Source organism: Streptomyces sp. ATLC9 (assembly GCF_057196705.1).
This window is the reverse complement of record NZ_JBXUOY010000034.1, coordinates 1-22,979: the sequence shown is the minus strand read 5'-3', so window position 1 is coordinate 22,979 and position 22,979 is coordinate 1. Positions and strand designations below refer to the sequence as shown.

Annotated in this window: 24 protein-coding genes and 1 pseudogene; 15 read left to right on the top strand and 10 right to left on the bottom strand. The window is 69.8% G+C overall.

What is annotated here, in order from left to right:
- Positions 1 to 169 precede the first annotated feature (169 nt).
- Positions 170 to 433 carry a GlsB/YeaQ/YmgE family stress response membrane protein gene (locus AC2CJA_RS06225; RefSeq protein ID WP_484601647.1) on the bottom strand — a complete coding sequence of 88 codons (264 nt, stop codon included), beginning with the start codon at positions 431 to 433 and terminating at the stop codon, positions 170 to 172.
- Positions 434 to 607: 174 nt separating this feature from the next.
- Positions 608 to 2,695 carry a PhoX family protein gene (locus tag AC2CJA_RS06220; protein WP_484601646.1) on the bottom strand — a complete coding sequence of 696 codons (2,088 nt, stop codon included), beginning with the start codon at positions 2,693 to 2,695 and terminating at the stop codon, positions 608 to 610.
- Between the two features lie 284 nt (positions 2,696 to 2,979).
- Here AC2CJA_RS06220 and metG point away from each other — a divergent pair, with 284 nt between their 5' ends.
- From metG to AC2CJA_RS06200, 4 genes are all read left to right on the top strand, one after another.
- Positions 2,980 to 4,596 carry a methionine--tRNA ligase gene (gene metG, locus AC2CJA_RS06215; protein WP_484601645.1) on the top strand — a complete coding sequence of 539 codons (1,617 nt, stop codon included), beginning with the start codon at positions 2,980 to 2,982 and terminating at the stop codon, positions 4,594 to 4,596.
- Positions 4,597 to 4,848: 252 nt separating this feature from the next.
- Positions 4,849 to 6,594: a stealth family protein gene (locus tag AC2CJA_RS06210; protein WP_484601644.1), complete on the top strand. Its 1,746-nt coding sequence runs from the start codon at positions 4,849 to 4,851 to the stop codon at positions 6,592 to 6,594.
- Between the two features lie 121 nt (positions 6,595 to 6,715).
- Positions 6,716 to 7,822 carry a helix-turn-helix domain-containing protein gene (locus AC2CJA_RS06205; protein ID WP_484601643.1) on the top strand — a complete coding sequence of 369 codons (1,107 nt, stop codon included), beginning with the start codon at positions 6,716 to 6,718 and terminating at the stop codon, positions 7,820 to 7,822.
- Between the two features lie 126 nt (positions 7,823 to 7,948).
- A complete protein-coding gene (locus AC2CJA_RS06200; RefSeq protein ID WP_484601658.1) occupies positions 7,949 to 8,377 on the top strand; it encodes a PIN domain-containing protein in 429 nt (142 codons plus the stop codon).
- A 142-nt stretch (positions 8,378 to 8,519) separates the two neighbouring features.
- Here the strand turns inward: AC2CJA_RS06200 and AC2CJA_RS06195 are convergent, their stop codons facing one another.
- The 3 genes from AC2CJA_RS06195 to AC2CJA_RS06185 are packed head-to-tail and all read right to left on the bottom strand — an operon-like array spanning position 8,520 to position 11,110.
- Complete coding sequence (locus AC2CJA_RS06195) at positions 8,520 to 9,731, bottom strand: methyltransferase domain-containing protein (RefSeq protein ID WP_484601642.1); 1,212 nt, start codon at positions 9,729 to 9,731, stop codon at positions 8,520 to 8,522.
- Positions 9,728 to 10,768, bottom strand: a complete 1,041-nt coding sequence (gene tgmB, locus AC2CJA_RS06190) for an ATP-grasp ribosomal peptide maturase (protein WP_484601641.1) — start codon at positions 10,766 to 10,768, stop codon at positions 9,728 to 9,730. Before tgmB ends, AC2CJA_RS06195 begins: the two co-directional genes overlap by 4 nt.
- 6 nt (positions 10,769 to 10,774) lie before the next feature.
- Positions 10,775 to 11,110 (bottom strand): hypothetical protein, encoded by a 336-nt coding sequence (locus tag AC2CJA_RS06185; RefSeq protein WP_484601640.1) that lies wholly within the window; start codon positions 11,108 to 11,110, stop codon positions 10,775 to 10,777.
- A gap of 228 nt (positions 11,111 to 11,338) precedes the next feature.
- On the opposite strand from AC2CJA_RS06185, the pseudogene AC2CJA_RS06180 reads away from it, so the two are divergent.
- A pseudogene (locus AC2CJA_RS06180) lies at positions 11,339 to 11,482 on the top strand (MBL fold metallo-hydrolase); the annotation flags it as partial.
- Positions 11,483 to 11,504: 22 nt separating this feature from the next.
- On the opposite strand, the gene AC2CJA_RS06175 reads toward AC2CJA_RS06180, so the two are convergent.
- Both AC2CJA_RS06175 and AC2CJA_RS06170 read right to left on the bottom strand, forming a co-directional pair.
- Positions 11,505 to 12,080: a hypothetical protein gene (locus AC2CJA_RS06175; RefSeq protein WP_484601639.1), complete on the bottom strand. Its 576-nt coding sequence runs from the start codon at positions 12,078 to 12,080 to the stop codon at positions 11,505 to 11,507.
- Complete coding sequence (locus AC2CJA_RS06170) at positions 12,077 to 12,508, bottom strand: ATP-binding protein (RefSeq protein ID WP_484601638.1); 432 nt, start codon at positions 12,506 to 12,508, stop codon at positions 12,077 to 12,079. The genes AC2CJA_RS06175 and AC2CJA_RS06170 overlap by 4 nt, the downstream gene beginning before the upstream one ends.
- Before the next feature lie 263 nt (positions 12,509 to 12,771).
- On the opposite strand from AC2CJA_RS06170, the gene AC2CJA_RS06165 reads away from it, so the two are divergent.
- The 5 genes from AC2CJA_RS06165 to AC2CJA_RS06145 all read left to right on the top strand — a co-directional run bounded on the left by AC2CJA_RS06165 (position 12,772) and on the right by AC2CJA_RS06145 (position 16,900).
- Complete coding sequence (locus AC2CJA_RS06165) at positions 12,772 to 13,626, top strand: helix-turn-helix domain-containing protein (protein WP_484601637.1); 855 nt, start codon at positions 12,772 to 12,774, stop codon at positions 13,624 to 13,626.
- Positions 13,627 to 13,637: 11 nt separating this feature from the next.
- Positions 13,638 to 13,838 carry a DUF397 domain-containing protein gene (locus AC2CJA_RS06160; protein ID WP_484601636.1) on the top strand — a complete coding sequence of 67 codons (201 nt, stop codon included), beginning with the start codon at positions 13,638 to 13,640 and terminating at the stop codon, positions 13,836 to 13,838.
- Positions 13,839 to 13,860: 22 nt separating this feature from the next.
- A complete protein-coding gene (locus tag AC2CJA_RS06155; RefSeq protein WP_484601635.1) occupies positions 13,861 to 14,061 on the top strand; it encodes a DUF397 domain-containing protein in 201 nt (66 codons plus the stop codon).
- Positions 14,062 to 14,365: 304 nt separating this feature from the next.
- A complete protein-coding gene (locus AC2CJA_RS06150; protein ID WP_484601634.1) occupies positions 14,366 to 15,892 on the top strand; it encodes an Eco57I restriction-modification methylase domain-containing protein in 1,527 nt (508 codons plus the stop codon).
- A gap of 18 nt (positions 15,893 to 15,910) precedes the next feature.
- Positions 15,911 to 16,900: a BsuBI/PstI family type II restriction endonuclease gene (locus tag AC2CJA_RS06145; protein ID WP_484601633.1), complete on the top strand. Its 990-nt coding sequence runs from the start codon at positions 15,911 to 15,913 to the stop codon at positions 16,898 to 16,900.
- Positions 16,901 to 17,143: 243 nt separating this feature from the next.
- Here the strand turns inward: AC2CJA_RS06145 and AC2CJA_RS06140 are convergent, their stop codons facing one another.
- Positions 17,144 to 17,521 (bottom strand): hypothetical protein, encoded by a 378-nt coding sequence (locus AC2CJA_RS06140; protein WP_206347269.1) that lies wholly within the window; start codon positions 17,519 to 17,521, stop codon positions 17,144 to 17,146.
- Between the two features lie 446 nt (positions 17,522 to 17,967).
- Here AC2CJA_RS06140 and AC2CJA_RS06135 point away from each other — a divergent pair, with 446 nt between their 5' ends.
- On the top strand, positions 17,968 to 18,630 hold the full coding sequence (locus AC2CJA_RS06135) for a hypothetical protein (protein WP_484601632.1): 663 nt from the start codon (positions 17,968 to 17,970) through the stop codon (positions 18,628 to 18,630).
- Positions 18,630 to 19,166: a GNAT family N-acetyltransferase gene (locus AC2CJA_RS06130; protein WP_484601657.1), complete on the top strand. Its 537-nt coding sequence runs from the start codon at positions 18,630 to 18,632 to the stop codon at positions 19,164 to 19,166. The genes AC2CJA_RS06135 and AC2CJA_RS06130 overlap by 1 nt, the downstream gene beginning before the upstream one ends.
- 123 nt (positions 19,167 to 19,289) lie before the next feature.
- On the opposite strand, the gene AC2CJA_RS06125 is transcribed toward AC2CJA_RS06130, so the two are convergent.
- On the bottom strand, positions 19,290 to 19,670 hold the full coding sequence (locus tag AC2CJA_RS06125) for a winged helix-turn-helix transcriptional regulator (RefSeq protein ID WP_484601631.1): 381 nt from the start codon (positions 19,668 to 19,670) through the stop codon (positions 19,290 to 19,292).
- A 121-nt stretch (positions 19,671 to 19,791) separates the two neighbouring features.
- On the opposite strand from AC2CJA_RS06125, the gene AC2CJA_RS06120 reads away from it, so the two are divergent.
- Positions 19,792 to 20,199: a RidA family protein gene (locus AC2CJA_RS06120; protein WP_484601630.1), complete on the top strand. Its 408-nt coding sequence runs from the start codon at positions 19,792 to 19,794 to the stop codon at positions 20,197 to 20,199.
- Between the two features lie 47 nt (positions 20,200 to 20,246).
- Here AC2CJA_RS06120 and AC2CJA_RS06115 read toward each other — a convergent pair whose 3' ends face one another.
- Positions 20,247 to 20,714: an NUDIX hydrolase gene (locus AC2CJA_RS06115; protein ID WP_484601629.1), complete on the bottom strand. Its 468-nt coding sequence runs from the start codon at positions 20,712 to 20,714 to the stop codon at positions 20,247 to 20,249.
- A 385-nt stretch (positions 20,715 to 21,099) separates the two neighbouring features.
- Between AC2CJA_RS06115 and AC2CJA_RS06110 the strand changes: the two genes are divergently transcribed.
- Complete coding sequence (locus tag AC2CJA_RS06110) at positions 21,100 to 21,297, top strand: hypothetical protein (RefSeq protein ID WP_484601628.1); 198 nt, start codon at positions 21,100 to 21,102, stop codon at positions 21,295 to 21,297.
- A 222-nt stretch (positions 21,298 to 21,519) separates the two neighbouring features.
- Complete coding sequence (locus AC2CJA_RS06105) at positions 21,520 to 22,902, top strand: oxygenase MpaB family protein (RefSeq protein ID WP_484601627.1); 1,383 nt, start codon at positions 21,520 to 21,522, stop codon at positions 22,900 to 22,902.
- The last annotated feature ends 77 nt before the right edge of the window (positions 22,903 to 22,979 follow it).

Sequence of the window (22,979 nt, the reverse complement as noted above, 5' to 3'; positions counted from 1 at the left end):
AGACCGGGGCACGCACCGCCCCCGGTCTCCCGGCTGTCCGCGGGACCGGGTGGGGCCCGGTCCGGGACGGCCGAGAGCCCGGCGGAAGGCGGCTGTGGGGGCCGCCCTTCCGCCGGGCCGGTGCTGCTCGAAGGCGCCGGGCGCGGGGGCCTGGCGGGCAGGAGGTCCGTCAGGCGCGGACCTTGGCGCGTTCGACGGCGGCGACACCCGCCGCGGCCAGGCCGATCTGGATGAACAGCTCGATCCAGTCGACGCCGCCGGTGTCCGCGACACCGATCCCGGCCGCGATGAACGTACCGATCAGGGCGGCGACGATACCGACCACGATCGTCCACAGGACACCGATGCGCTGGCGGCCCGGCAGGACCAGCCGCCCCAGCACACCGACGACGACGCCGATGATGATCGCGGTGATGATGCCGGTTATCTCCATGACTTCACCCTTTCGGGTCGGCTTCCTCACTCCCTTCTTCCCCGTCCCGACCCGCACACACAAGTACATGTCAAGTCATCAAAAGTCGGCGGTCCGGCCCGGCCCGGCGACTGGACCGGGCCGGACCGCCGGACCGGCGTTCGGACGCCGGGGCCGTGCCGCGCCGCGCCGCGCTCAGGCGCCGATGCCGCGGCCGTCCTCGCGCCAGACGGAGACGACCGACGGGCGGGGCACCCTTCCCGGCCCGTCGGGCCAGGCCGAGGCGGGCTGCTCGTAGCTGGCGCCGTCCACCTCGCCCGGGTGCTGCACCGCGACCAGCACCCGCCGGTCCTGGATGATCGGACCGCAGGTCTCGGCCCCGGCCGGGACGGTGAGGAACTGCCGCACCTCACCGCGCCGCTCGCCGGCCGTGGCCACGCCGAACAGCCCGTCGTGGGAGCCCAGCGCGTTGCCGTCCGTGGAGATCCACAGGTTGCCGTAGGCGTCGAAGGCGAGGTTGTCCGGGCAGGAGATCGGGCTGACCTGGTCCTTGGGGAAGCCGGCGAAGTAGGTGGCGGGGTCCTCCGGGTCGCCGCAGACCAGGAACAGGCGCCAGGCGAAGCCGTCGGCCGCCGGGTCGTCCCAGTGCTCGGCCAGCTCCAGCACCTGGCCGTGCCTGTTGGCGTTGCGCGGGTTGGCCTCGTCGGCGGCCGGGTTGGAGCCGACCCCGCGCTGGGAGTTGTTGGTCAGCGCGACGTAGACGCGGCCGGTGCGCGGACTGGGCTCGACGTCCTCGGGACGGTCCATCTTGGTGGCGCCCACCCTGTCGGCGGCCAGGCGCGTGAAGACGTAGACCTCCTCGGCGCTCATGCCGGGGACGTGGGAGGTGTCGCCGGTGGCCAGCGGGATCCACACGCCGGAGCCGTCGAACTCGCCGTCGGAGGGAAGCTTCCCGCTGCCGTCGATCTGGTCGGCCGGGCTGTCGCCGGTCAGCTTCGCCACGTAGAGGGTGCCCTCGTCCAGCAGCGTGAGGTTGTGCTCGCGGGCGGCGCGGCTGTCGCCCTTGGCCATCCGCCTGGAGGAGACGAACTTGTAGAAGTAGTCGAAGCGCTCGTCGTCGCCCATGTAGACGACCGGGCGGCCGTCCGCGGTCAGGCGGGGCTCGGCGGCCTCGTGCTTGAAGCGGCCGAGCGCGGTGCGCTTGCGCGGCACGGAGTCGGGGTCGTACGGGTCCACCTCGACGACCCAGCCGAAGCGGTTGGCCTCGTTGGGCTCCTCGGTCAGGTCGAAGCGGTCGTCGAACCGCTCCCACTTGCGTCCCGAGGCGCCGCCGCTCATGCCGTAGCGGGCCAGCCTGGCCTTCACCTCCGGGTCGGTCACGGAGGCGGCGCCTCCGAAGTACTGGTTGAAGTTCTCCTCGGCCGACAGCGCCGTGCCCCAGGGAGTGGTGCCGCCCGCGCAGTTGTTGAGGGTGCCCAGCACCGTGCGTCCGGTGGGGTCGGCGGAGGTCTTCAGCAGGTCGGACCCGGCGGCCGGGCCGGTGAGGCGGAACTCGCTGGTGGCGGTGAAACGGCGGTTGAGGTGGTGGCGGGGAACGGCCGTGAGCTTCCCCGTGCGGCGGTCCTCCTCCACCACGACGACGGACAGGCCGTGCGCGGCCCAGGCGATCTCCACCTGCTCGCGGGTGGGGTTGTCCCCGTCGTAGCCGGGGAACATCAGCTCCTCGTCGGTGTACTCGTGGTTGGCGAAGAGCACCTGGCGCCCGCGCTCGCCCTTGAGCGGCAGCAGGGTGAGGAAGTCGTTGTTGTAGCCGAACTGGCCGGCCTGCGCCTTCGCGCTCTGCTTCTCCGGGTCGAAGGCGGGCGCGCCGCGCAGGATCGGGTCACCCCAGCGGATGACGACGTTCTGCGCGTAGTCCTCGGGGACGGTCACCGCGTCGGCGGTGTTCGGCGCGACGGGCGCGAAGCGCAGGCCGCGCGCCGCCCCGCGGATCTTGCCGTGCTCCTTCTCCCAGCCCTTGCCCGGTACGGCGGAGGGCTTCGCGGCGGCGCCGGGCGCCTGGCCGATACCGACCGCCGCCCCGGCGGCGGCGGTGGCGCCGACGACGGCGCCGGCGCGCAGCACCGAGCGGCGGGAGAGGGCGGCGGCGATGACGTCGCCGGCGTACTCGTTGCCGCTGTTGTTGGGCACCTCGTGGAAGCAGGCGTCGCCGCAGCGGTAGCGGCAGGTCATGGCGGATCTCCCGCCGGGGTGCGAACCGATCAGCGGCAGCAGCTTGCGCATGGTTCCCTCCGGATGCTCCGTGTCTACGCGTGTCGGGACGCTAGGCGCGCGGGCACGACGGGGGGCGACCGACCGGTGAACGCGGGGTGAATCCGACCGGTGGAATCGGCAGGCCGCCCGGCGGCCGCCGGCGCGTCCGCCGTGGCCGGATCCTTACGGTCGCCGCACCTGCGCGCCCGGTGCCGGCAGCCCCCTCCCCCGCCCTTCCCCCGGCCGTCCCGGCGCCCCCGCGCGCGGCGATATCCGGACCGGCGGCACGGCCCCGGGCCGTTAGGATTTCTCCCATGGCGGCCACTGGAAAAGAGCAGCGGGGGGCGAAGGCGTTCTACGTCACGACCCCCATCTACTACGTCAACGACGCTCCGCACCTGGGCCACGCCTACACGACCGTCGCAGGCGACGTGCTCACCCGCTGGCACCGCCAGCGCGGCGAGAAGGTGTGGTACCTCACCGGCACGGACGAGCACGGTCAGAAGATCATGCGCACCGCCGACGCCAACGGGGTCAGCCCCCAGGAGTGGTGCGACAGGCTCGTGGAGGAGGCGTGGAAGCCCCTCTGGGAGCACCTGGAGATCGCGAACGACGACTTCATCCGCACCACGCAGCAGCGGCACACCGCCCGTGTCCAGGAGTTCGTGCAGGACCTGTACGACAAGGGCGAGATCTACCAGGGTGAGTACGAGGGCCCGTACTGCGTGGGCTGCGAGGAGTACAAGTCCCCCGGCGACCTGCTGGACGGCGAGGGTGCGTGGGCGGGCGAGAAGCTCTGCCCGGTCCACAAGAAGCCCGTGGAGATGCTCCAGGAGGAGAACTACTTCTTCAAGCTCTCCGAGTACGGGCCGAAGCTCCTGGAGCACTACGAGAGGCACCCGGAGTTCATCCAGCCCGAGTCGGCGCGCAACGAGGTCGTCAACATCGTCCGCCAGGGCCTGGAGGACCTGTCGATCTCCCGCTCCACCTTCGACTGGGGCGTGAAGATCCCCTGGGACGACAAGCACGTGATCTACGTGTGGATCGACGCCCTGATGAACTACGCCACCGCCGTCGGCTACGGCCTTGACCAGGCGAAGTTCGAGGAGACCTTCCCCGCCGACGTCCACCTGGTCGGCAAGGACATCCTCCGCTTCCACGCGGTGATCTGGCCCGCCATGCTGATGGCGCAGGGCCTGCCGCTGCCGGGGAGGATCGCCGCCAACGGCTGGCTGATGGTCGGCGGCGAGAAGATGAGCAAGTCCAACCTGACGGGCATCTCGCCGCAGCAGCTCACCGAGCACTTCGGCGTGGACGCCTACCGCTGGTACTTCCTGCGCGCCATCGCCTTCGGCCAGGACGGCTCCTTCTCCTGGGAGGACTTCTCCGCCCGCTACACCAGCGAGCTGGCCAACGACTACGGCAACCTCGCCTCCCGCCTGGCCGCCATGGTGAACAAGTACTTCGACGGGCTGCTGCCGGAGTCCAAGGCCGACGGCGAGGCCGAGCAGGCGATCCGGGACGGCATGGCCAGGGCCGTGGCCGAGGCCGACCGGCGCATCGGCGACGAGCTGGACTTCGCGGGCGGCATCGCGGCGGTCTTCGACTTCGTCAAGCAGGTCAACGGCTACCTCACCGAGCAGGAGCCGTGGAAGGTCGCCAAGGACACCTCGCCCGAGGCCCAGGAGCGGCTGGCGACGATCCTCTACACCGCCGCCGAGTCGCTGCGCGCCTGCGCCGTTCTGCTCAACCCGGTGATGCCGCGCACCTCCGGCCTGCTGTGGGATTCGCTGGGGGCGGAGCCCGCGCTGGGCACCCTGGCCGACCAGCGCGTCCAGGACGCCGGCGCCTGGGGCCTGCTCCCGGCCGGCACCCGGGTCACCAAGGGCCCGGTGCTCTTCCCGCGCCTGGAGGAGCCCAGGGGCGCGTAGCCCGGACCGGACCCGGACCGTCCGCCCCGTACACGTAAGCGGTGCCCCTCCGTCCCGGCGGGTGGGCACCGCTTCGCCGTGTGCCCGTGCCCGACGGCCGGGGACACGGCGGCCCCGGGGCACTTTGACAACCCCTGAAAGTTCATGCGTTCATTACCGCACCTTCGCTCGCAGGTCGTACGCGTGCGCTAACCATCCGGGGCCCGCGCACAGCGGCGGGCGGGCAGCACTCCGAAAGGTACGGGTACACGCATGCCGTCGCGTCCGAAGAACGTGGGAGAACGCCTGCTTCCGGCCCCGGTGCGCGCGCGGCGGGCCGAGGAGCGCCGGGTCGCCAAGGAGCGGGAGGCCGCCCGCAGACGCGCCGAGCGGATCGAGGATCGGCGCCGGGCGATGCTCGGCGCCGATCCGGACCTGCGCTCCTTCACCTTCGGCGAGCACACCTTCTACGGCCGCACCGTCACGGACTTCACCGCCGCCGGCGCCGCCGCGCACAACCTGGGGCTGGTCGCCGACGCGCTGGAGCACGCGGGCCTGGAGCACTTCCTCGTCCCCTCCCACTCGCACACCGGGTACGTCCTGGGCGTGCGGCTCTCCGACCGCAAGGCGTTCCTGACCGCCCTGCGCGAGCTGTACGGGACGCGCCCGCTGTACGCGGCCCGGCCCGGCCGCGAGGACCTGCCGGCCACGGCCGTGCTCTACGCCGACGGCGCCCTGCCCACCGACCTCAAGCGCCGGTCCGTCATCCGCTTCGGCGAGTTGCTGCTGGGCCCCTCCGGCCGGCTGCTCGGCGATCTGCGGTACGCCTGCGAGGTGGAGTTCTGGCGCGAGGGCGCCAGGCTCCTGGAGAGGGAGGACGCCGCCGAGCGGCTCGCCGCGCTCCGCACCCAGGCCCCGGCGGACGTACTGGCCGACTCCCTGGTCGCCCCCCGCCTCAACCCGGTCGGCGAGATCCTGCCCGAAAGCGTGCGCGAGCCCGCCGAGACGGCGGTGCGGGGCCGCTCCCTGCCCACCTTCCCCGTCTTCACCGCGGCCCGCCACGACGAGATCGACTTCCCCGTCGACGTCGTCTACACCTGGGTGGACGGCTCCGACCCCGAGCTGAGCGCGAAGCGCGAGTCCTACCGCTCCGGCAACACCCGCACCAGCCGGGAGACCGGGGCCTCCCGCTACACCAGCCAGGACGAGCTGAGGTACTCGCTGCGCTCCCTGCGGATGTACGCCGACTTCGTCCGGCACGTCTACGTCGTCACCGACGGGCAGACGCCGGCCTGGCTGAACACCGCGGCCCCCGGCATCACGGTCGTCGATCACAAGGAGATCTTCCGCTCCCCCGAGGCCCTGCCGGTCTTCAACTCGCACGCGATAGGCACCCAGCTGCACCGCATACCGGGGCTGTCCGAGCGCTACCTCTACTTCAACGACGACGTCTTCGTCGGCCGCCCCGTCACCGCCGGGCGGTTCTTCCACGGCAACGGCATCGCCCGCCTGCCCTTCTCCCCGTTCCAGCTCGGCCTGGGCGACCCCCACCCCGACGAGCCCGCACCCAACTCGGCCGGGAAGAACGTGCGCCGCCTCCTGCTGGAGTCCCACGGCCGCTTCATCACCAACAAGTTCATGCACACCCCGCACCCCCAGATCCGCGCGGTGATGCGGGAGATCGAGGAGAAGTACGCGCAGGACGTCGAGCGCACCAGCCGGTCCCGGTTCCGCGCCACCACCGACATCGCCATGGGCGCCACGTTCCACCACCACTACGCCTATCTCACCGGCCGCGCGGTCCCGGGCAAGTTCAGCTTCCGCTACGTCGACATCGGCCGGGACGACGCGGAGGAGAAGCTGGCGGAGCTGGCGAGCACGCGCCGCTTCGACTTCTTCTGCCTCAACGACGTCGACGTCCCCGACGAGGAGCGGGAGGCGGTCGCCACCCGCGTCCGCACCTTCCTGGAGGACTACTTCCCCTACCCCGGCCAGTTCGAGCTCCCCTCCGGCGCGTAGGCCGGGCTCCCGGACACCGGCGGCCCCAAACCTCGGTGTGCGCGGCCGGAGCTGCTCCGTACGTCATCGGCAACCACACGCTTCCCATGCGCACACAGGAGGGTGCGCGAAACTCACACACATGGAGACCGCGCAGAGCTGGAGCGAGATCGGGGAAAGAGTCGCCGAAGCTCGTGAAGCCGCAGGAATGAGCCAGGGTGAACTGGCCAAGCACTTGGAAGTGGATCGCACCGCGGTGGTGCGCATGGAGGCCGGGGAACGGCGTATCACAGCCTTGGAGCTGTTCCGTCTCGCGAAGGTGCTGGATGTGTCGGCCGCGCATCTGGTGTCACGGCCACCGGCTGCCCTGGTGTCCCGGCGCACGGCGCTGGAGCCGAACGCCAACACCTCCTCGCGCGAGCGCTACAGGCTGGATGTCCGGTTGGAGGAGCACGCGCGCAACGCCGAATGGCTGGTCGAGCACGGTTTCCTCACCCCACCGGGTATGGACCCGCGTGTCGCGAGGGGAGCCGGACCGGTGGATCCTCTCCGTCTGGCCCGTGCCGCCCGGACGACCGCCGGGGTCCCTTCCGGGCCGCTCGGTCCTCTTACCAGCGTGTTGGAGCGGCTGGGGCTGTACCTGACCGTGGTGGACGAAGCCGCCGAAGGTGCCTCCTTGTTGCTGAGCGGATACGGCGTGGCTGTCATCAGCGGCCGTTTCCCCCCAGGCCGGCTCCGCCGGACCGCTGTTCACGAACTGGGGCACCATCTCCTGCAGGACGACTACCACAGTGACGCCGGAGTCGCGGCGAGCCGGGACGAGCGCGAACAGTGCATCGACCGGTTCGCCGGGGAGTTCCTGTTGCCGGAGACTGATCTCCGTCGTCTCTGGCACGAAGGGACGGGAAACGGTGAGGCCCCCCGCTCGACTCTGATCAGGATCGCGGCCGCGTACCGCATCTCATGGTCCGCTGTCGTGGCGCGTGCCCGCCGACTGGGCCTTGTCGACGCCACGGCCGCCCGACGCCTCCGGGCGGACACCCCCACCAAGGGGGACTTTCTGGCCCTGTACGGCAGCGAGCCGGTACCCGACCTGGTTATGGGGACTACGGGAGCACAGTGGCGCCGTGCCGCGCTGTCCGCGTGGAGCAATGGCGCGATCACGGCGGCACGCGCTGTCGAGTTGCTCTACGGTGTGATCACGGAAGAAGATCTTCCCAGCCAGGACTGGGAGGACGACCTGCCGTGACAGGGGACTCCGAAGCGGGCACTCCGTGTGGACAGGTGCTTGTCTGGGACGCCTCGCCACTCCCTCCATGCCATCAGGGCGGACAAGGTCGATCCCTTGGCGGACATCTCCGCCCAGTGGCGGGGGATGCCTCGGAGGCACATCACCACAGCCGCGGTCCTTGACGAGATCAAGCATCATGGTCTCCCCGTGGCCGGCCTGGACTGGCTTGAAATGGTGCATGTCGACGGCTTGAAGGAGATCACCGCTCTTTTCACATGGATGGGGCGGGCCTCCGGACAGGATTCGAATCAAGGAGAGGCGACGGTCCTGGCCTGGGCCGATGTCCATGGCGCGCTACCTGTCATCGATGATCGCGACGCCCGGCGCGCCGCGCGCAACGCCGGCCTCCAGGTGTGGGGTTCTCTGCGTGTCGTCGCCGAGCCGGTCAAGGATGGCCGGGTCACCGAGTATGCCGCGACCGCCCTCGTCGACGCCCTTCTGGACACAGGCATTCGCTACCCGTTTCCCCGCGGGGGCTTCATCACCTGGGCCAAGCACAACAGCCTCTTCTGATCTGACCGCAGGTCGCCCGGAGAATGCGGTGACGTGCTGGCCGGTTGGGAAGCCGGGGCGCGCCGGATGGCCGGGGACCGTTCCTACGGTCGGTGGCATGACGACGACCACACGGTGCACGGCCTCCGCCACGCCCGGACGCTCACAGCTCCCAGGTATGGGTGCGGCCGTCGGGGGAGGCGTAGGACACGGTCTGGCCCCGGGGCGTGACGCGGACGGTGAACCACTCGCGGCGGGGCCGGTTCAGCTCCCGCCACCGCCGGTGGGCGCGCTCGACCACCGCCCACAGGTCCCGGGGCCCGGCGGCGGAGACCGCCGCGCCGGCACGCCCGTCCCCGTGGTCGGTCACCCGCGCGCGGGAGCCGTCGGCGGGATCGTGCAGGACGGTGGTGCGGGTGCCGTCGGCGGCACGGCGGTACTCGCGTTCGACGACGGGCCCCAGGTGGAGCTGGGCGAAGAAGGAGAACGTCCAGTCGTCCAGCACACCGCCCGTCAGCGGTGTCTCCCGGCCGCGCCCGTCCTCCGGGCCGGAGGGGAACGGTGCCGGGCGGGGGCCGGACAGCAGCGGCATGAAGGCGGCCGGGGTGTGCAGGAGGTGTCCGGCGGCCGTGCCGTCCGCGAGCTTGGTCAGCCGGGCCAGCACTCCTCCGGCCAGCGTCCCCTTGAGCGGGACCACCATGATCCCGCCCGTCGCGCACTGGTCGGTCCAGGCGGCGGGCACGCGCCGTACCGAGCAGGTGGCGATGATCCGGTCGAACGGCGCGTGCCCCGGTGCGCCCGCCGCGCCGTCGGCCGTCTCCACCACCGGCGACAGCCCCAGGCCGTCCAGCCGCTCCCGCGCCGCGGCGGTGAGGCGTTCGGAGACGTCCACGGTCACCACGTTCTCCGCACCCGCCAGCCGGCACAGCAGCGCCGCGTTGTAGCCGGTGCCCGTGCCGACCTCCAGGACCCGCGCGCCCGGCTCGGCGTCGAGCGCGTCGAGCATGTCGGCCATCAGGCTCGGCGCGGTCGAGGAGGAGGTGGGCACGCCCGTGACGGCCCGCTCCCCCGCGTCCTCCGCGTGGAGCCCGTCCACCTCGGTGATCAGGGAGTCGTCCGCGTACACCCGCGCCGCCCACCCGCCGGTGTCCCCGTCCCCGCGGCGGCAGGGCAGGAAGCGTTCGCCGTCCCGGCGGTAGAACACCGGGACGAACCGGTGGCGCGGCACGTTCAGGAAGACCCCGGCCAGCCGCGAGGAGAGCACCACACCGCCCTCGTCCATCCGCCGCACCATGCCGACCCGCGCCTCGGCCAGCTCCGCGCGCTCTGTGTGCTCCGCGCGCTCCTCACGCTCGTCGCCCCCGTGCGCTCTCACATCCCTTTCCCTTCCAGCCAGTCGGCGACGGCGGCCGTGATCGGCAGCCCGGTCGCCTGCTCCACGAAACCGAACTGCCCGCTCGGATTGATCTCCAGGAAGCACCATCGCCCCTCGGGGGTGACGACGAAGTCGAACGCGCCGTAGGGCAGGCCGAGGGTGTCCATCATCCGGCGTACTCCTGCCGCGACGGCCGGCGGCGGCTCACACAGCCGGTATCTGTGACTGCCGTAGTCGCTGCGCCAGTCCACGTGTCCGGCCGGTGAGTCCGCGTGGATCTCGGCGGCGAACAGCCGCCCGCCGACGGCCGTCAGCCGCACCTCGTACGCCTTGGGCACCCATTCCTGGAACAGGTGCGCCGTGGTGGCGACGTCCGGGTGGCCGAGCTCTGCGGGGCCGACGACGTTGGTGTAGACGGCCGCCGACCTACCGCCGACGGCGCCGCGCACGGGCGTGAAGGGTTTGAACACCACCCGGCCGCCGACCTCCTCGCCGAACTCCCTGGCCGCACCGGGGTCGTTGGTGATCAGCGTGCGCGGCACGGACAGGCCGGACTCGGCCGCGACGCGCAGTTGCAGCGGCTTGTACTCGGCGTCGGCCGCTCTGCCCGGGGGCGGCAGCCACCGGACCGGCAGCGCCGCCAGCAGCCCGCCGAAGCCCCGCCGGGCCTCCCGCTCGGCCACCCTGCGGGCGTCCGGCGACATCCCCTCGGGGAAGCGGGGGCGGGCGGGCCTGCGGTAGTAGACGCTGCGCACGTCCCGCAGGTCCAGCGTCCGGCGCCCGGTGCGCAGTGTGCCGCTCCACGCCTTCCCGGCCGCGTGCCCGCCCTCCTCGGTCCGTCCGCCCTCCCCGGGCCTCCCGCCGAGGCGCGCGGCCAGCGACAGCCCCAGCGGGAAGTCCGCGACATCGGTGCGGAAGACGGGTACGGCACGCCGGTTCAGCTCCTCGACCACCAGGTCCGCGGTGGGGTCGAAGCGGCCCGCCAGCACCAGGACCCTCCCGGGCGCGGTCGTCCCGAGCCGTCCGTCGTCGGTCACCGGCCGTCAGTCGTCACTCGGGCCCGGGTCGTCCGGTGCGTCCATCTGGCCGGTGGGCTCGGTGGGGCCGAAGGTCTTCGGCGGGTTCTTGGTCATGAACACACCCGGCGGAAGGCCCTGGTAGACACCGGTCTGGGTCTCCTCGTCGTAGGCGATGTCCTGCGGCAGCACACCTCCCGAACCGGTGGTGGCGGTCAGGAACCGGAAGGCCAGCGGCGCCGGGCCCCGGTGGCCCGTCAGATCAGGCAGCTCCGGGGCGGCTCCCCGGTCCAGCGGGAACCTGTCCTCGGGCCTGTCCAGGGACAGGCCCGCCCCGGTGCGCTCACCGGATAATAATGTCATGGTCATGACTCCCCCTTCGCTTCAGGGGGGCGGAATCCCCCTCCGGGTTATCTCCGCCCGACGGCCGCCGTAAGCCGGTTTTCCGGCCACAGCCCGGCCCGTACAGGCCAACGACCGGACCGTCCCCCGGTTTCGCGGGACCTCCGTCCCCTTTCCCCGGCCGCAGGGCGTGGGATACCCCTGGGGCGGCGCGGCCGGCAGGCGGACGCGCCGAGGAGAGGGGCGGACATGGGCGAGCAGCGGTTGGCGGACGGCTGGCGGGTGGACGGGCGGTGCACGAACTGCGACGTGGCGCGGCAGTTCGCGCCCGGTCTGATCGGCGAGGAGGGCGGCCGCTCGGTCGTGCTGCGCGAGCCGCGCGACCGGGCCGACGGCGTCTGCCCACCGGTGGACTTCAGAGCGGTCCGCTGGTGACGGCCGCCCTGCCGGACGGGCTGGACCGGCTGGGTCTGCCGACCCGGCCGGTCCGGCCCGGAGGGTTCCGGCGCAGGGCGCGGGCGGAGAGCCGGTAGCGCAGGCCGTCCCCGTCCGGCGCGGTCAGGACGTAGAGGCCGCCGTCCTCCAGGACCCGCAGGGCGTCGCGGTGCGCGATTCCCTCCAAGGGGCGGTGACGCAGGACGGCGGCCGGGTCCGGCCCGCCGGGGTCGTACGGCTCGTACGGGCGGCCGGGCTCGTACGGGCGGATGGTGCCGGGCGCGGCCCAGGGCGCGTCCGGGGGCGGGTCGATTCGGTCGGCCAGGCGCGGGGCCCGGGCGCGTATCCAGCGCAGGGCGCGGCGGGGGTTGCGGGCCCGGTGGCAGTCGAGCAGCCACTCCCGGTGGGTGTCGGCGTCCAGGACGGTCGCCTCGCACCACACACCGCCGACGCCGCCGCAGGTGCGGGCTGCGGCCACGGCGAAGCCGGTCAGCGCCGCGCTGACGGTCATGATCAGCGCGCCCAGGCACAGGGCGGTGAAGTCCATCGCGTTCACGGCCCCTCGCGCGAGGCGCGCAGCTCGAACCAGACCCGTTTCCCGGCCGGTTCCACCCCTCCGGTCCAGCTCACGCCCCAGGCGTGGCTGAGCGCTTCCACCAGGAACAGCCCGCGCCCGCCGGTCTCGTCCTCGGCCGCGTGGCGCGGGCGGGGCACCCCGCGCTGGTCGCCGTCCCACACGGAGACGACCGCGCCCAGCCGCGTGACGGCGGCCCCCACCCACAGGTGGGGTACGCGGGTGTGCACGACGACGTTCGTCACCAGGTCGCTGACCAGCGTGCGTGCGGTGTCCAGCAGCCCGTGGTGCCCGGCGGCGCACAGCCACGCCGCGACCGCGTCGCGGGCGACTCTCGGAGTGGTGGGCAGGGCGGGCGCGGTCAGCCGGTAGACGGCGGTGGCGGGTCTTCCGGGTGCGGTCATGGTCATCTGCGTCTTCTCCCAACGCGGTTCGTCCGCGTTCGCTTGCGTTTCGTCTGCGGAGCACGCGCGCCCACCACCGTGGCTCGGCCGCCCTCCCCCACCCGTGCTGGTACGCGGGCAGGAGAGGCCAACTGCACTGCGGGTTCACTGGTGTTCACGCTGCGCTACCGAGGACCATAGGACACTCGGGATAAACATGACTACCGATTCGCGGGGATCCATGTGGATCCCCTTGGACCACTTCACTCGTAAGAGGGCAGACTGTCGCCATGCCACCGAGGACAGTGACGACCGCCCGGCAACGGCGGCTTGGCACCGAGCTGCGCAAGATGAGGGAGGCGGCCGGGTACAACGCCCGCGAGGCCGCCGCGACTCTCGGCATCGACCACACCAAGATCAGCCAGGTCGAGACCGCCCGCTTCGGCGTCAGCGCGGACCGGGTGCGCACCCTCGCCGGCGCGTACAAGTGCGACGACCAGGCGTACGTCGACGCACTCGTCGCCATGGCGACCAACCGGACCAGAGGATGGTGGGAGGAGTACCGAGATGTTCTGCATCCGGGATTCCTCGACGTGGCAGAACTGGAGCACCACTCGGTCTACCTGCGCACGTACCAAATCGCGCACATCCCCGGCATCGCTCAGACAGAGGACTACGCACACGCGGTCTTCAAATTCGGCGCTCCCCACCGAATGCCCAGGAAAGAAGCCGAAGCCCGAGTCGGGCACCGCGTACAGCGAGCGAAGATCCTCGATCGGGGAAGTCCTTTCGAGTACGAGGCTCTGGTGCACGAAGCCGCGCTACGCATGAGGTTCGGCGGGCGCGACGTAGCCCGGGCACAACTCAGACGTCTCCTGGAACTGACCGACCGGTCCAACTTCACGCTTCGGGTGGTTCCCTTCGAGTCGGACGGATTCGCCGGTTCGGGCCAGGCCGTGCTGTACGCGGGCGGGCCTGTACCTCAACTCGACACCGTGCACCTCGACTCGATGCTCGAACCGGTTTTCCTCGACGCAGAGGAACACCTGGCCATCTACCGGAACATGTTCTCCAAGATGGAGAGGCGCGCCCTGAGCGCCAGGAGTTCGCGGAACTTCATCGCCGGGATCATCCACGACCTGTGAGAGGGACGCACATGCTGGAAAACACATGGCAGAAGTCATCGTTCTGCGGCGGGAACGGTGGGAACAACTGCGTGGAGCTTCGCTCCGACGCCGGGGCGATCCGGCTCCGCGAGAGTGAGCGGCCCGGGCAGACCATCGCCACCACGCCCGCCGCACTGCGGGCACTGATATTCAGCGCCAAGGCGGGCGAACTCGACCACCTCACACACTGACTCCTCCGGAGGCGAGCCCGACATGTCCACACCCATCGAGTGGCACAAGGCGACCTTCTCCGAAGGCGAAGGCCCCAACTGCATCGAGATCGCACGGGACGGCGATCGCGTCCTCATGCGCGAGAGCAGCAAGCCCGACGAGATCGTCGTCACCACACCCGCCAAGCTCGACGCCTTCCTCAAGGGCATCAAGGCCGGCGAGTTCGACCACTTCGTCGAGTGAGCCCCGGTCCGGGGGGGGGGGGGGGGCCCCCCCCCCCCCCCCCCCCCCCCCCCCCCGCTCGGATCCCGAGCCAGACATACCAGGTCTCGGCGGTCACGGTGATGCCGACGGCTTGCCGCTGGCTGCCCACCTCTGTCACCCGGCACCCCCCTGTGACTGATCCGTGCACTCGCCGTCACCTCCACAGAATGACTGGCCAGCGACCTACAACCCTGTTGACAAGCAGCCCACGTTGAGACAAAAAACTCAATGCCTCTGTCCACAGGCCCGCCGAGGCGGGAAGCACGCTGGCTAGGCTGTGTCTATGGCAACAGAGGCACCAGCAGCGCCAGTAGATCTTGTGGGTCGAACAGAAGTGCGGAGACAGGTGTCGTCCGCGTCACTCGACCCCAAGGAGCGCGCGAAGCTCGGGCAGTACTTCACGCCGGCCCCTGCCGCAGACTTCATTGCCTCTCTGACCAGGCTGGACGAGGCGAGGCCGGTCCGCATTCTGGATCCTGGCGCTGGAGTCGGCTCGCTTACAGCGTCTGTAGTGGGGCGAATCCTTCGGCTACGTCCCGGAGCTCGTATCAGTGTTACCGCCTGTGAGATCGACCCCCAGCTACACGACGCCCTGGTGGCCACGCTTGAGGATTGCGCCAGCACGGCCCGGGAGGTGGGTGGCCATGTCGAGACGAATCTTGTGCAGGACGACTTCATCAAGTGGGCTGCCCAGGCCGAGGGTCTGTTCGCCGAGGACCGTGAGCCCTTCGACTTGGTGATCATGAATCCGCCATACAAGAAGCTCGCCGCTGGCTCGCGCGAACGCAAGGCCGTGGCGGCAACATGCACAGAGACGTCAAATCTCTACTCGGCGTTCATGGCCCTTGGCGTTCACCTTCTGGCGCCAGGTGGGCAACTGGTGGCCATTACTCCTCGCAGTTTTTCCAACGGCCCCTACTTCCGCCCGTTCCGTAGATACTTCCTTGATCGCATGCATATTGACCGCGTGCATGTGTTCGAAGCCCGGAACAAAGTATTCGCCGACACGGACGTGCTCCAGGAGAACGTGATTTTCTCGGCGACTCGGGCGGACTCTCCGGATCGCGCTCCCGTGACGGTGTCGACGAGTCATAGTTATTCGGGAGACATTCGCAGCCGTGTCGTGCCATACGAGGAGATGGTGCACCCGGCGGATCCTGAATACTTCATTCACATCAGTGCCGACGAGGAAGACACTCAGTTGGCCGCAACTCATTCGCGCCTTGCAGTCACACTTCCTGAGGTCAACCTTCAGGTTTCGACAGGACGCGTAGTCGACTTCCGGAGCAAGGAACACTTGCGCCCCGATCCCGTGGAAGGGGCGATTCCTCTGATTTACCCGCTCCACATGCGGGATGGGAGTATTTCCTGGCCGGTGCCCGGCGCGAAGAAGAACAACGCCATCATGCTTAATGCCGACACCGAGAAAATGACCTTCCCGTCCGGGCATTACGTTGTCGTGAAGCGACTTTCTTCCAAAGAGGAGAAGCGTCGCGTGGTTGCCGCTGTATTTGATCCGGACTTGATCGAATGTGAGCGAATCGGCTTCGAGAACCACGTAAATGTCTTCCATGACGACGGGCAAGGTCTGCCAAAGGACATGGCGCGTGGTCTTTGTTTGTGGCTGAACTCCACCTTGCTGGATCGATTCCTTAGAAGGTTCAGCGGACACACCCAGGTGAATGCCACCGACCTGAGGAGTCTTCGCTACCCCAGTCGTGAGCAGCTGTGCAAGATGGGCGAGGAATGGGATAGCGGCGTATGGCTGGGGCAGGAAAAGATCGACGAAGTCGTTGAGCAAAACATCTAGGAGCAGGGGCAAAACTAAATGACTGAGGAGACCGGCATCGAGTTTCATGGGGGAGCTCGTGGAGATAGGCTTAGTGAGGCGCGCCAGCTCCTCCAGCTGCTTGGTTTCGATTCTGAGCGATCCAACGAGCGCTCGGCTTATGTGCTGCTGGCCCTCCTTGAGCTAGGGCCAGACCAGGACTGGACGCAGGCCGAGCGGTCCATGCTTCGTACTGTCCAGATCATGAAGTGGCTCCGCGAGGTCTACGGCAAGGACTACGCTGCAAACAGCCGAGAGACGATCCGCAGGTTTACGTTGCACCAATTCGTCGATGCGGGCTTGGTTGTGCAGAATCCTGACCAGCCCGACCGTCCGGTCAACTCGCCTAATTGGTGCTATCAGATAGAGCCCGCTGCCTTTGGTCTCATTACGTCGTTCGGGCAAGAGGGGTTCGATGAGCGGCTTGCGAAATACCTCAAAGAGCGCCCTGGCCTCCGGGCCATGTATGCGCGTGAGCGTGAAATGAACAGGATCCCGGTCCAGCTTCCCGGTGGCAAGAAGGTCGATCTCAGCCCCGGCGGCCAGAACACTCTGATCGCGCAGGTCGTAAGTGAATTCTGCGAACGATACACCCCCAACGGGGAAGTGCTTTATATCGGCGACGCCGAAAACAAGTGGGCGATCTTCGAAAAAGATTCACTCGCGAAGCTCGGCGTAGAAGTCGATTCGCACGGAAAAATGCCGGACGTTGTGGTGTTTCTCCGGGATCGAAATTGGCTCGTTCTGATTGAGGCGGCGTCTTCTCACGGACCGGTGGACGCCAAGAGGCATAGGGAGCTGAGTGATCTTTTCCGAGGATCGTCGGCTGGCCTGGTCTTCATCTCCGCTCTGCCGTCACGGGTCGAGCTGCGCAAATACCTGAGGGAAATCGCCTGGGAGACCGATGTTTGGTGCGCAGATACCCCAACGCATCTGATCCACTTCAACGGGGAGCGCTTCTTGGGCCCTTACGACCAGGACCTGACGTAAACGGCATCAAGGCCGGCGAGTTCGACCACTTCGTCGAGTGAGCCCCGGTCGGAGCCGACGCGGGACCCGGACCGGCTGTCCGGTTCCATGGCGGCTCCGGCGCGCCGAGCCCGCCGGAAGCGGCACCCGGGCTGCGCCGCGCCCCGTGAGTCCCGGTTTCTGAGCCGCCGTGTGGGGGACGCCCACGGCTGAGCGGGCCGCCGTCGACAGGCCGGCCCGCTGGTCAGGTCGGCTCGGCCGAGCTCACCGGGGCGCCCGCCCGTGTGGTTCACGCCCCGTGGCGTGCTCGCGCAGCGTCTTGACCGGGTCGTCCCCCAGGACGTTCGCGAGATGCCTCACGACCCCGGACGAGGAGCAGGACCCCTTGTCGGACAGCCGGTTCTTGAAGTACATGGAGACGAAGTACAGCGTGAGGTCCTCGAACCGCCCGCTGAACTCCCAGCGTTTCCACTCGTAGCGCCTGCCGAACTCGCAGCCCCGGTAACTGGTGCGGATGCCCCGGTAGCTGACGACGACGAAGGAGAAGTCGTAGCGCCATTTCGTCACCACACGCGTCTTGCGGCAGGGACGCCAGGTGCACCATCCCCAGTACCGCTCCTCGATCTGGACCTGTTCGGGCATGGTCACTGCCTTCCGGGAGGGATACCTCCGGTGGAGCGGACACCCGGAACCGCGGCGTTCGCCGGTCGGCCGCGCTCGGAGACCCGCCGGGACACGCTCCCCTCTTCTTTCTACGCCGCCGCCCGGCGCCCGGCAACCGGACCGGGGCCCGGCCACCACCGGTCCCGGCCGCACACGCCGGGCGGCCTCCGGCGGCTCGGTGAGGGTGTGCTCGACGCGTGGCGGCACGGTGGACGCACCGTCCACCCGACCATGCCGTCGCGTCCCAGCACGCGCGGGTTCCGTGTGAGCGCCTCGTGGCTGACTCCCCCGGTCTCCGTTCCTCACTGAACGCCTCTCATCCTGAGCGCCAGGCGATCTCGGTGAGAAGCGTTCACTCTCCGCTCTACCGGAGACACGTTCCGTACGCCACTATGGAGCCAGGAAGCCGAGCGGGGGGATCTCTCATGATCGAGCAGGCGTACGTTCAAGCCGTCGACCGGACCACACCGACGATCCAGGACATCAGGGACCGGATCTCGCGGGGGGTGGATGCGACGGCGGGCCCCGCCCTCGATCGCCTCAGGTTCTGGTTGCAGATGCCGACCGACTCGGGCTTCCACAAAATGACGGACAACGACTGCCTGGTGCGCGCTCAAAGGGTCGGGGGTTCGTTGAGCCCTGGAAAAGGCGAACCGCACGTTCCTTCGAGCCTGTCGAACGGGATTAATATCGAAGGAAAATGGGCCGCTATCGACAGAGCGCTGAGGGCCGACCGTGCCGTGGTCATCAAAGGTCCGGCCGGACATGTGGGCGGGAGTGAAAGCAAGTTCAGAAACGGCTTTCATGTGATCCTCTTCCTGGCCTTCGGGCAGGAGCACTCCGGACGCCGCTATTATCTGGGCTTCGACCCGGACGTCAGCGCCACGGTGGAGTCCCGGGCGGAGTGGGGACTGTTGATTCCCGGCGACACCGAGGATAAATCTCGGGAGTTCGATGACGCGCAGAGCGTTCAGGTCGTCAAGGCCATGATCCTGGGCGACTCGCAGAACGGATTCGGCCCGCTGGTCCGCAAGTACTACGTCGAGACGGGCAAGGCTTTCCCCAGTATCAGATTCGATCTTGCATGATGACCACACTCTGTCCGCGGGAGATCACCCCGGCCAACTTCGACGCGGCGATCGGTCTGCGGGTCCGTCCGGACCAGGAACACTTGGTCGCTCCGGTCGTGAAATCTCTGGCCGAGGCATACGTCTATCCCGGCACAGCTTGGCCCCGCCTCATCCTTGACTGTGACCGTCCTGTCGGTTTCCTCATGGCCTTCTTCGACATCGACTGGAAGGGCGACGGCACAGGCACCGACGTCCGTTCCGGTCTCTGGCGGCTCAACATCGCAGACGGCGAGCAGGGTCGAGGTCACGGTCGCTTCGCGGTCGAGTCCGTTGCTGCTGAAATCCGCCATCGCGGCGGCACCCGCCTGACCACCACTTGGCATCCGGGCACGGGCGGCCCCGAAGGTTTCCACCTCGGGCTCGGATTCCGTCTGACGGGTGAGACCAGCGGAGGTCGGAAAGTCGGCGAGCTGGACTTGCGCTGGGCCTTATGGATTGAGTGTGAAATCAGTCAACCTGGCTTGAGAGTCAAGCTGCGCTTTTCCCTCCCCTGAGGGGCTGAGAATCCTCGTTGCACGGTTTCGCGCCGACACCGAATCGACGCCCCGTAGGCACTACTGCATGACGGACGGCGCTACCGCCCCCCACTTCCGCCGCCCTGGCCGCCTGAGGCCCGGTCAGGAATCGAATCGACCGCGGGCGGTCTCGATGTGGCCGAGGTGGCGGTGGGTCCAGTCGCACATCACGTCCACCGCCTTGCGCAGGGCCCGGCCCGGCTCGGTGAGGGTGTACTCGACGCGCGGAGGCACGGTGGGGTGCACCGTCCGCTCGACCATGCCGTTGCGCTCCAGCATCCGCAGGTTCTGGGTGAGCATCTTGTGGCTGACACCCTCGACCTCGTCCCGCAGTTCGCCGAACCGCAGGGTGCGCTCACCGAGGGCCTCGACGATCAGCAGGGCCCACTTGTTGGCGATGTCCGAGAAGATCTCCCGCGCCAGGGTGTCCGCGCGCCGCAGGTCCGCTTCCTCGGGGGAGTCCCCGAACTGCTTGGTCACCATGAGGTTCCCCAGTCACTTATAAGTGCGTTCTTCCAGGTCAGCGCAGACTCTCCTACGGTTTCCGGGTAACCGCAAGAGACCACGGGCGCCCACGGGCGCCCGGACGAGGAGACGGACTGACATGGCCATCACTCTGGTGAACCCCGACGGACTGCCCGCCATCGACGTCTACCGGCAGGTGTCGGTCGCGTCGGGCTCGAAGCTGGTCTTCGTCGCCGGGCAGGTCGCCTGGGACGCCGAGGGCAACACGGTCGGCGCGGGCGACCTGGCCGCCCAGGTCGAGCAGTGCTACCTCAACGTCGCCACCGCCCTGGCCGGGGTGGGCGGGTCCTTCGACGACGTGGCGAAGCTGAACGTCCACGTCGTCGACTGGGCCCCCGACAGGATGCCCCTGCTCCTGGAGGGGATCTCCCGGGCCGCGGCGAAGCTGGGCACCACCCCGGTCCCGCCCGCCACGCTGCTGGGCGTGGCGGCGCTGGACGTACCCGAGCACATGGTCGAGGTCGAGGCCACCGCCGTCCTGGACTGAGCGTCCGCCCCGGCCGGGGCGGGCGGGAGGGGCGGGCACCGGGGGACTCAGTGCTGGATCAGGCCGCCGACCGGGACGGGGGCGGCGTGGCCGGTCGGCGGAAGGTCGCGGGCCAGGGCGAGGCCGATGTCGACCAGCGAGGACCGGTGCAGGCCGGTGACCTCGGAGACCGGGGTCCAGGCCGACTCGACGACGTCGCCGTCCGGTTCGGGCCGGAGCCGGCCGCCGGTGACGCGGACCCGGTAGAAGACGCCGACGTTCTGGTGCACGACCCCCTCACGCGTGGCGGTCGCGGGGATCACCCGCGAGTCCACGCCCAGCAGGCGGTCCACCACCGCCGAGCAGCCGGTCTCCTCGGCGACCTCACGGATCACCGCGTCTAACGGGTCCTCCCCGTGCTCGACCCCGCCGCCCGGGAGGGTCCAGTTGCTCCCGCCGTCCGGCAGTAGGTGACGGGCGAGCAGCACCCGTCCGTCCTCGACGCACACGGCGTACGCCGCCAGCCGGAAACTCATCCCCGCTCCCCCCGCCGGACCTCGTCCGGCGTCCATGGTCCGCGCATCACCACAGGACACGGAACCAGACGAGCGCGCGTGCCGCCAGACGGCACCGTGCCGTGCCGGGTACGGGCACATGGACGGGGTGGACGAAATCGTCGGGGGCCAGCTCATGAGGGCCGAAGCCACCGCCGCCCGGCGCGGGCGTCCCGGCGTTTTCCGCGCACCGATGCCCGTGCCGGTACGCCGGTACGCCGGTACTCCCGCCTTCGTCCTTCTTTGAGGCTTCTCGGACGACCGACAGGAGAAGCCGGGGAGCCTCCTTCGGAAAGTCTCACAGGGAAGTTCAATCAATGAAACAATTCAATGCAGGCATCACGAGAACACGAGAAGGGGGTCCCGGATGAAGTTCCGCCTTGAGGTCGACATGGACGAAGCGGCGTCCGCCGAGGAGTCCGCCCGCGAGCTGGGCCGGATCCTGCGGTACTGGGGAGGGAACCTGCACCACTACGCCCTGCGGCCCGGCGACGGCTCGGCCGTGTACGACTCCGGCTACCGCGAGGTCGGCCGGTGGAGCATCACCTCCACCGACGCGGCCTGACGTCTCCGCCTCCGGCGCGCGGACGCCGGCGGGTCCGCGCGGGACGCGGGAGTCGAGGCGCGGGCCCCGCCCCGCGTCCCGCCGCACCGGGCCCGTTTCATGCACGGCGAGCCCGTGATTCATCCTTTCCAGTGACATGAGGGCTCTCCGGGGTCCGCGCGCCCCCAGCCGCGGCCACGCTGGGGCGGACTCCACACAATCGCGTACCCCGGGAGACGCCCCATGCCCACGACCGGCCTGCCCGGCCCCGGTTCCCTCCTGCGCCGCACCCTCGGCGAGCGGCGCATCGTCCTGGTCGCCTGGCGGCTGCTGGTGCTCCAGACCGCGCACCCGGTCGTCGCCGCCGGAATGAGGGACCACTCCACCTACCGGGCGCACCCCTGGCGGCGCGTGCAGCACACCATGGACAGCGGCAAGCGGCTGTTCTTCTCCGACGCCGACAGCCTGCGCCGGGAGGTCGCCCGGCTGGAGCGCACCCACCGCCGCATCCAGGGCGCCGACGGGCGGGGCGGGGCTTACACGGCCGAGGACCCCGAGGTGCGCGCCTGGGTGCTGCTCACCCTCTACGAGTCGCTGACGGCGATGCGGGAGCTGTCCGGTGATCCGTTCACCCCCGGGCAGCTCGACGAGCTGTACCGGGAGTTCCTCGCCGTCTGCGGCGAGTTCGGGCTCTCCGGCGACGTCCTGCCGCCGACCGCCGCCGACGTGCCCGCGTACGTCGACCGCATGGTCCGCGAACGGCTGGAGTACGGCGAGGAGGTGCGGTACCTGCTCTTCGGCATCCTGCGCGAGGCGCCCTGCCCGAGCCGGCTGCGGCGGCTGCGGCCCCTGTGGCCGCTGCTGCGGCCGGTGATCGCGCGCACCCTGGCCGCGCTGACCGTCGCCGATCTGCCGCCCGCCGTCCGGAAGCTGTTCGGGCTGCCGCGCTCCCGTGCGGCGGCGCTGCTGTCCCGCGTCCTGCACCACGGCGCGCGGCGCCTGCTGACCCGGCTGCCGGACCGCCTGCGCTACCGCGTGCCGCCCAACGGAGCCGTGCCGCGCCCCCGGGCGCCGCGGCCCCCGCGGCACGACCCGCGCCCGCCCCGGCTGGACGCCTTCTTCCGGCAGGTCATGGACCAGACCGGGGACGGGTACGTCGACGCCGCCGACCTGCGGGCCATGGCCCACAACGCCTGCTGGCAGCTGGAGCTCACCACGGAACAGGAGGACGAGGTCTACGCCGCCTTCGACGCCTGGTGGCGGCACATGGCCGCCACGATGGACACCGACGGGGACGGCCGGGTCGGCCGGGCGGAGTTCGTGGCCGCCACCCTCGCGGGCTGCGACCGCGACCCGCGCTATCTGGAGGACGGTCTGCACATCGCCGTACGCGCCCTCTTCCGCGCGGGGGACACCGACGGGAGCGGGGAGATCGGCCCCGACGAGTACCGCACGCTCTTCGGCGGCTCCAGGGTGCATCCGGCCGAGCTGAACGAGGGCTTCCGGCAGCTCGACGCGGACGGCGACGGGCGGCTGACGGAGGAGGAGTTCGTGCGCGGCTTCACGGAGTTCTTCACCGCCCGTGTCTCGACCGTCGCGGGCAGCCGGCTCCTCGGCCGGCCCTGAACGGCGGTCCACAACGGCGGTCCAGAACGTACTGACACGTCCTGAACGGCGGCCCCGTTCTCCGGGGTGTCCGCTCC

Excerpts from the sequence above, each read along its gene's own strand:
- AC2CJA_RS06225 (WP_484601647.1), bottom strand. The coding sequence starts at position 433 with ATGGAGATAACCGGCATCATCACCGCGATCATCATCGGCGTCGTCGTC.
- AC2CJA_RS06220 (WP_484601646.1), bottom strand. The coding sequence starts at position 2,695 with ATGCGCAAGCTGCTGCCGCTGATCGGTTCGCACCCCGGCGGGAGATCC.
- metG (WP_484601645.1), top strand. The coding sequence starts at position 2,980 with ATGGCGGCCACTGGAAAAGAGCAGCGGGGGGCGAAGGCGTTCTACGTC.
- AC2CJA_RS06210 (WP_484601644.1), top strand. The coding sequence starts at position 4,849 with ATGCCGTCGCGTCCGAAGAACGTGGGAGAACGCCTGCTTCCGGCCCCG.
- AC2CJA_RS06205 (WP_484601643.1), top strand. The coding sequence starts at position 6,716 with ATGGAGACCGCGCAGAGCTGGAGCGAGATCGGGGAAAGAGTCGCCGAA.
- AC2CJA_RS06200 (WP_484601658.1), top strand. The coding sequence starts at position 7,949 with ATGCCTCGGAGGCACATCACCACAGCCGCGGTCCTTGACGAGATCAAG.
- AC2CJA_RS06185 (WP_484601640.1), bottom strand. The coding sequence starts at position 11,110 with ATGACATTATTATCCGGTGAGCGCACCGGGGCGGGCCTGTCCCTGGAC.
- AC2CJA_RS06170 (WP_484601638.1), bottom strand. The coding sequence starts at position 12,508 with ATGACCATGACCGCACCCGGAAGACCCGCCACCGCCGTCTACCGGCTG.
- AC2CJA_RS06165 (WP_484601637.1), top strand. The coding sequence starts at position 12,772 with ATGCCACCGAGGACAGTGACGACCGCCCGGCAACGGCGGCTTGGCACC.
- AC2CJA_RS06160 (WP_484601636.1), top strand. The coding sequence starts at position 13,638 with ATGCTGGAAAACACATGGCAGAAGTCATCGTTCTGCGGCGGGAACGGT.
- AC2CJA_RS06155 (WP_484601635.1), top strand. The coding sequence starts at position 13,861 with ATGTCCACACCCATCGAGTGGCACAAGGCGACCTTCTCCGAAGGCGAA.
- AC2CJA_RS06150 (WP_484601634.1), top strand. The coding sequence starts at position 14,366 with ATGGCAACAGAGGCACCAGCAGCGCCAGTAGATCTTGTGGGTCGAACA.
- AC2CJA_RS06145 (WP_484601633.1), top strand. The coding sequence starts at position 15,911 with ATGACTGAGGAGACCGGCATCGAGTTTCATGGGGGAGCTCGTGGAGAT.
- AC2CJA_RS06140 (WP_206347269.1), bottom strand. The coding sequence starts at position 17,521 with ATGCCCGAACAGGTCCAGATCGAGGAGCGGTACTGGGGATGGTGCACC.
- AC2CJA_RS06135 (WP_484601632.1), top strand. The coding sequence starts at position 17,968 with ATGATCGAGCAGGCGTACGTTCAAGCCGTCGACCGGACCACACCGACG.
- AC2CJA_RS06130 (WP_484601657.1), top strand. The coding sequence starts at position 18,630 with ATGACCACACTCTGTCCGCGGGAGATCACCCCGGCCAACTTCGACGCG.
- AC2CJA_RS06125 (WP_484601631.1), bottom strand. The coding sequence starts at position 19,670 with ATGGTGACCAAGCAGTTCGGGGACTCCCCCGAGGAAGCGGACCTGCGG.
- AC2CJA_RS06120 (WP_484601630.1), top strand. The coding sequence starts at position 19,792 with ATGGCCATCACTCTGGTGAACCCCGACGGACTGCCCGCCATCGACGTC.
- AC2CJA_RS06115 (WP_484601629.1), bottom strand. The coding sequence starts at position 20,714 with ATGAGTTTCCGGCTGGCGGCGTACGCCGTGTGCGTCGAGGACGGACGG.
- AC2CJA_RS06110 (WP_484601628.1), top strand. The coding sequence starts at position 21,100 with ATGAAGTTCCGCCTTGAGGTCGACATGGACGAAGCGGCGTCCGCCGAG.
- AC2CJA_RS06105 (WP_484601627.1), top strand. The coding sequence starts at position 21,520 with ATGCCCACGACCGGCCTGCCCGGCCCCGGTTCCCTCCTGCGCCGCACC.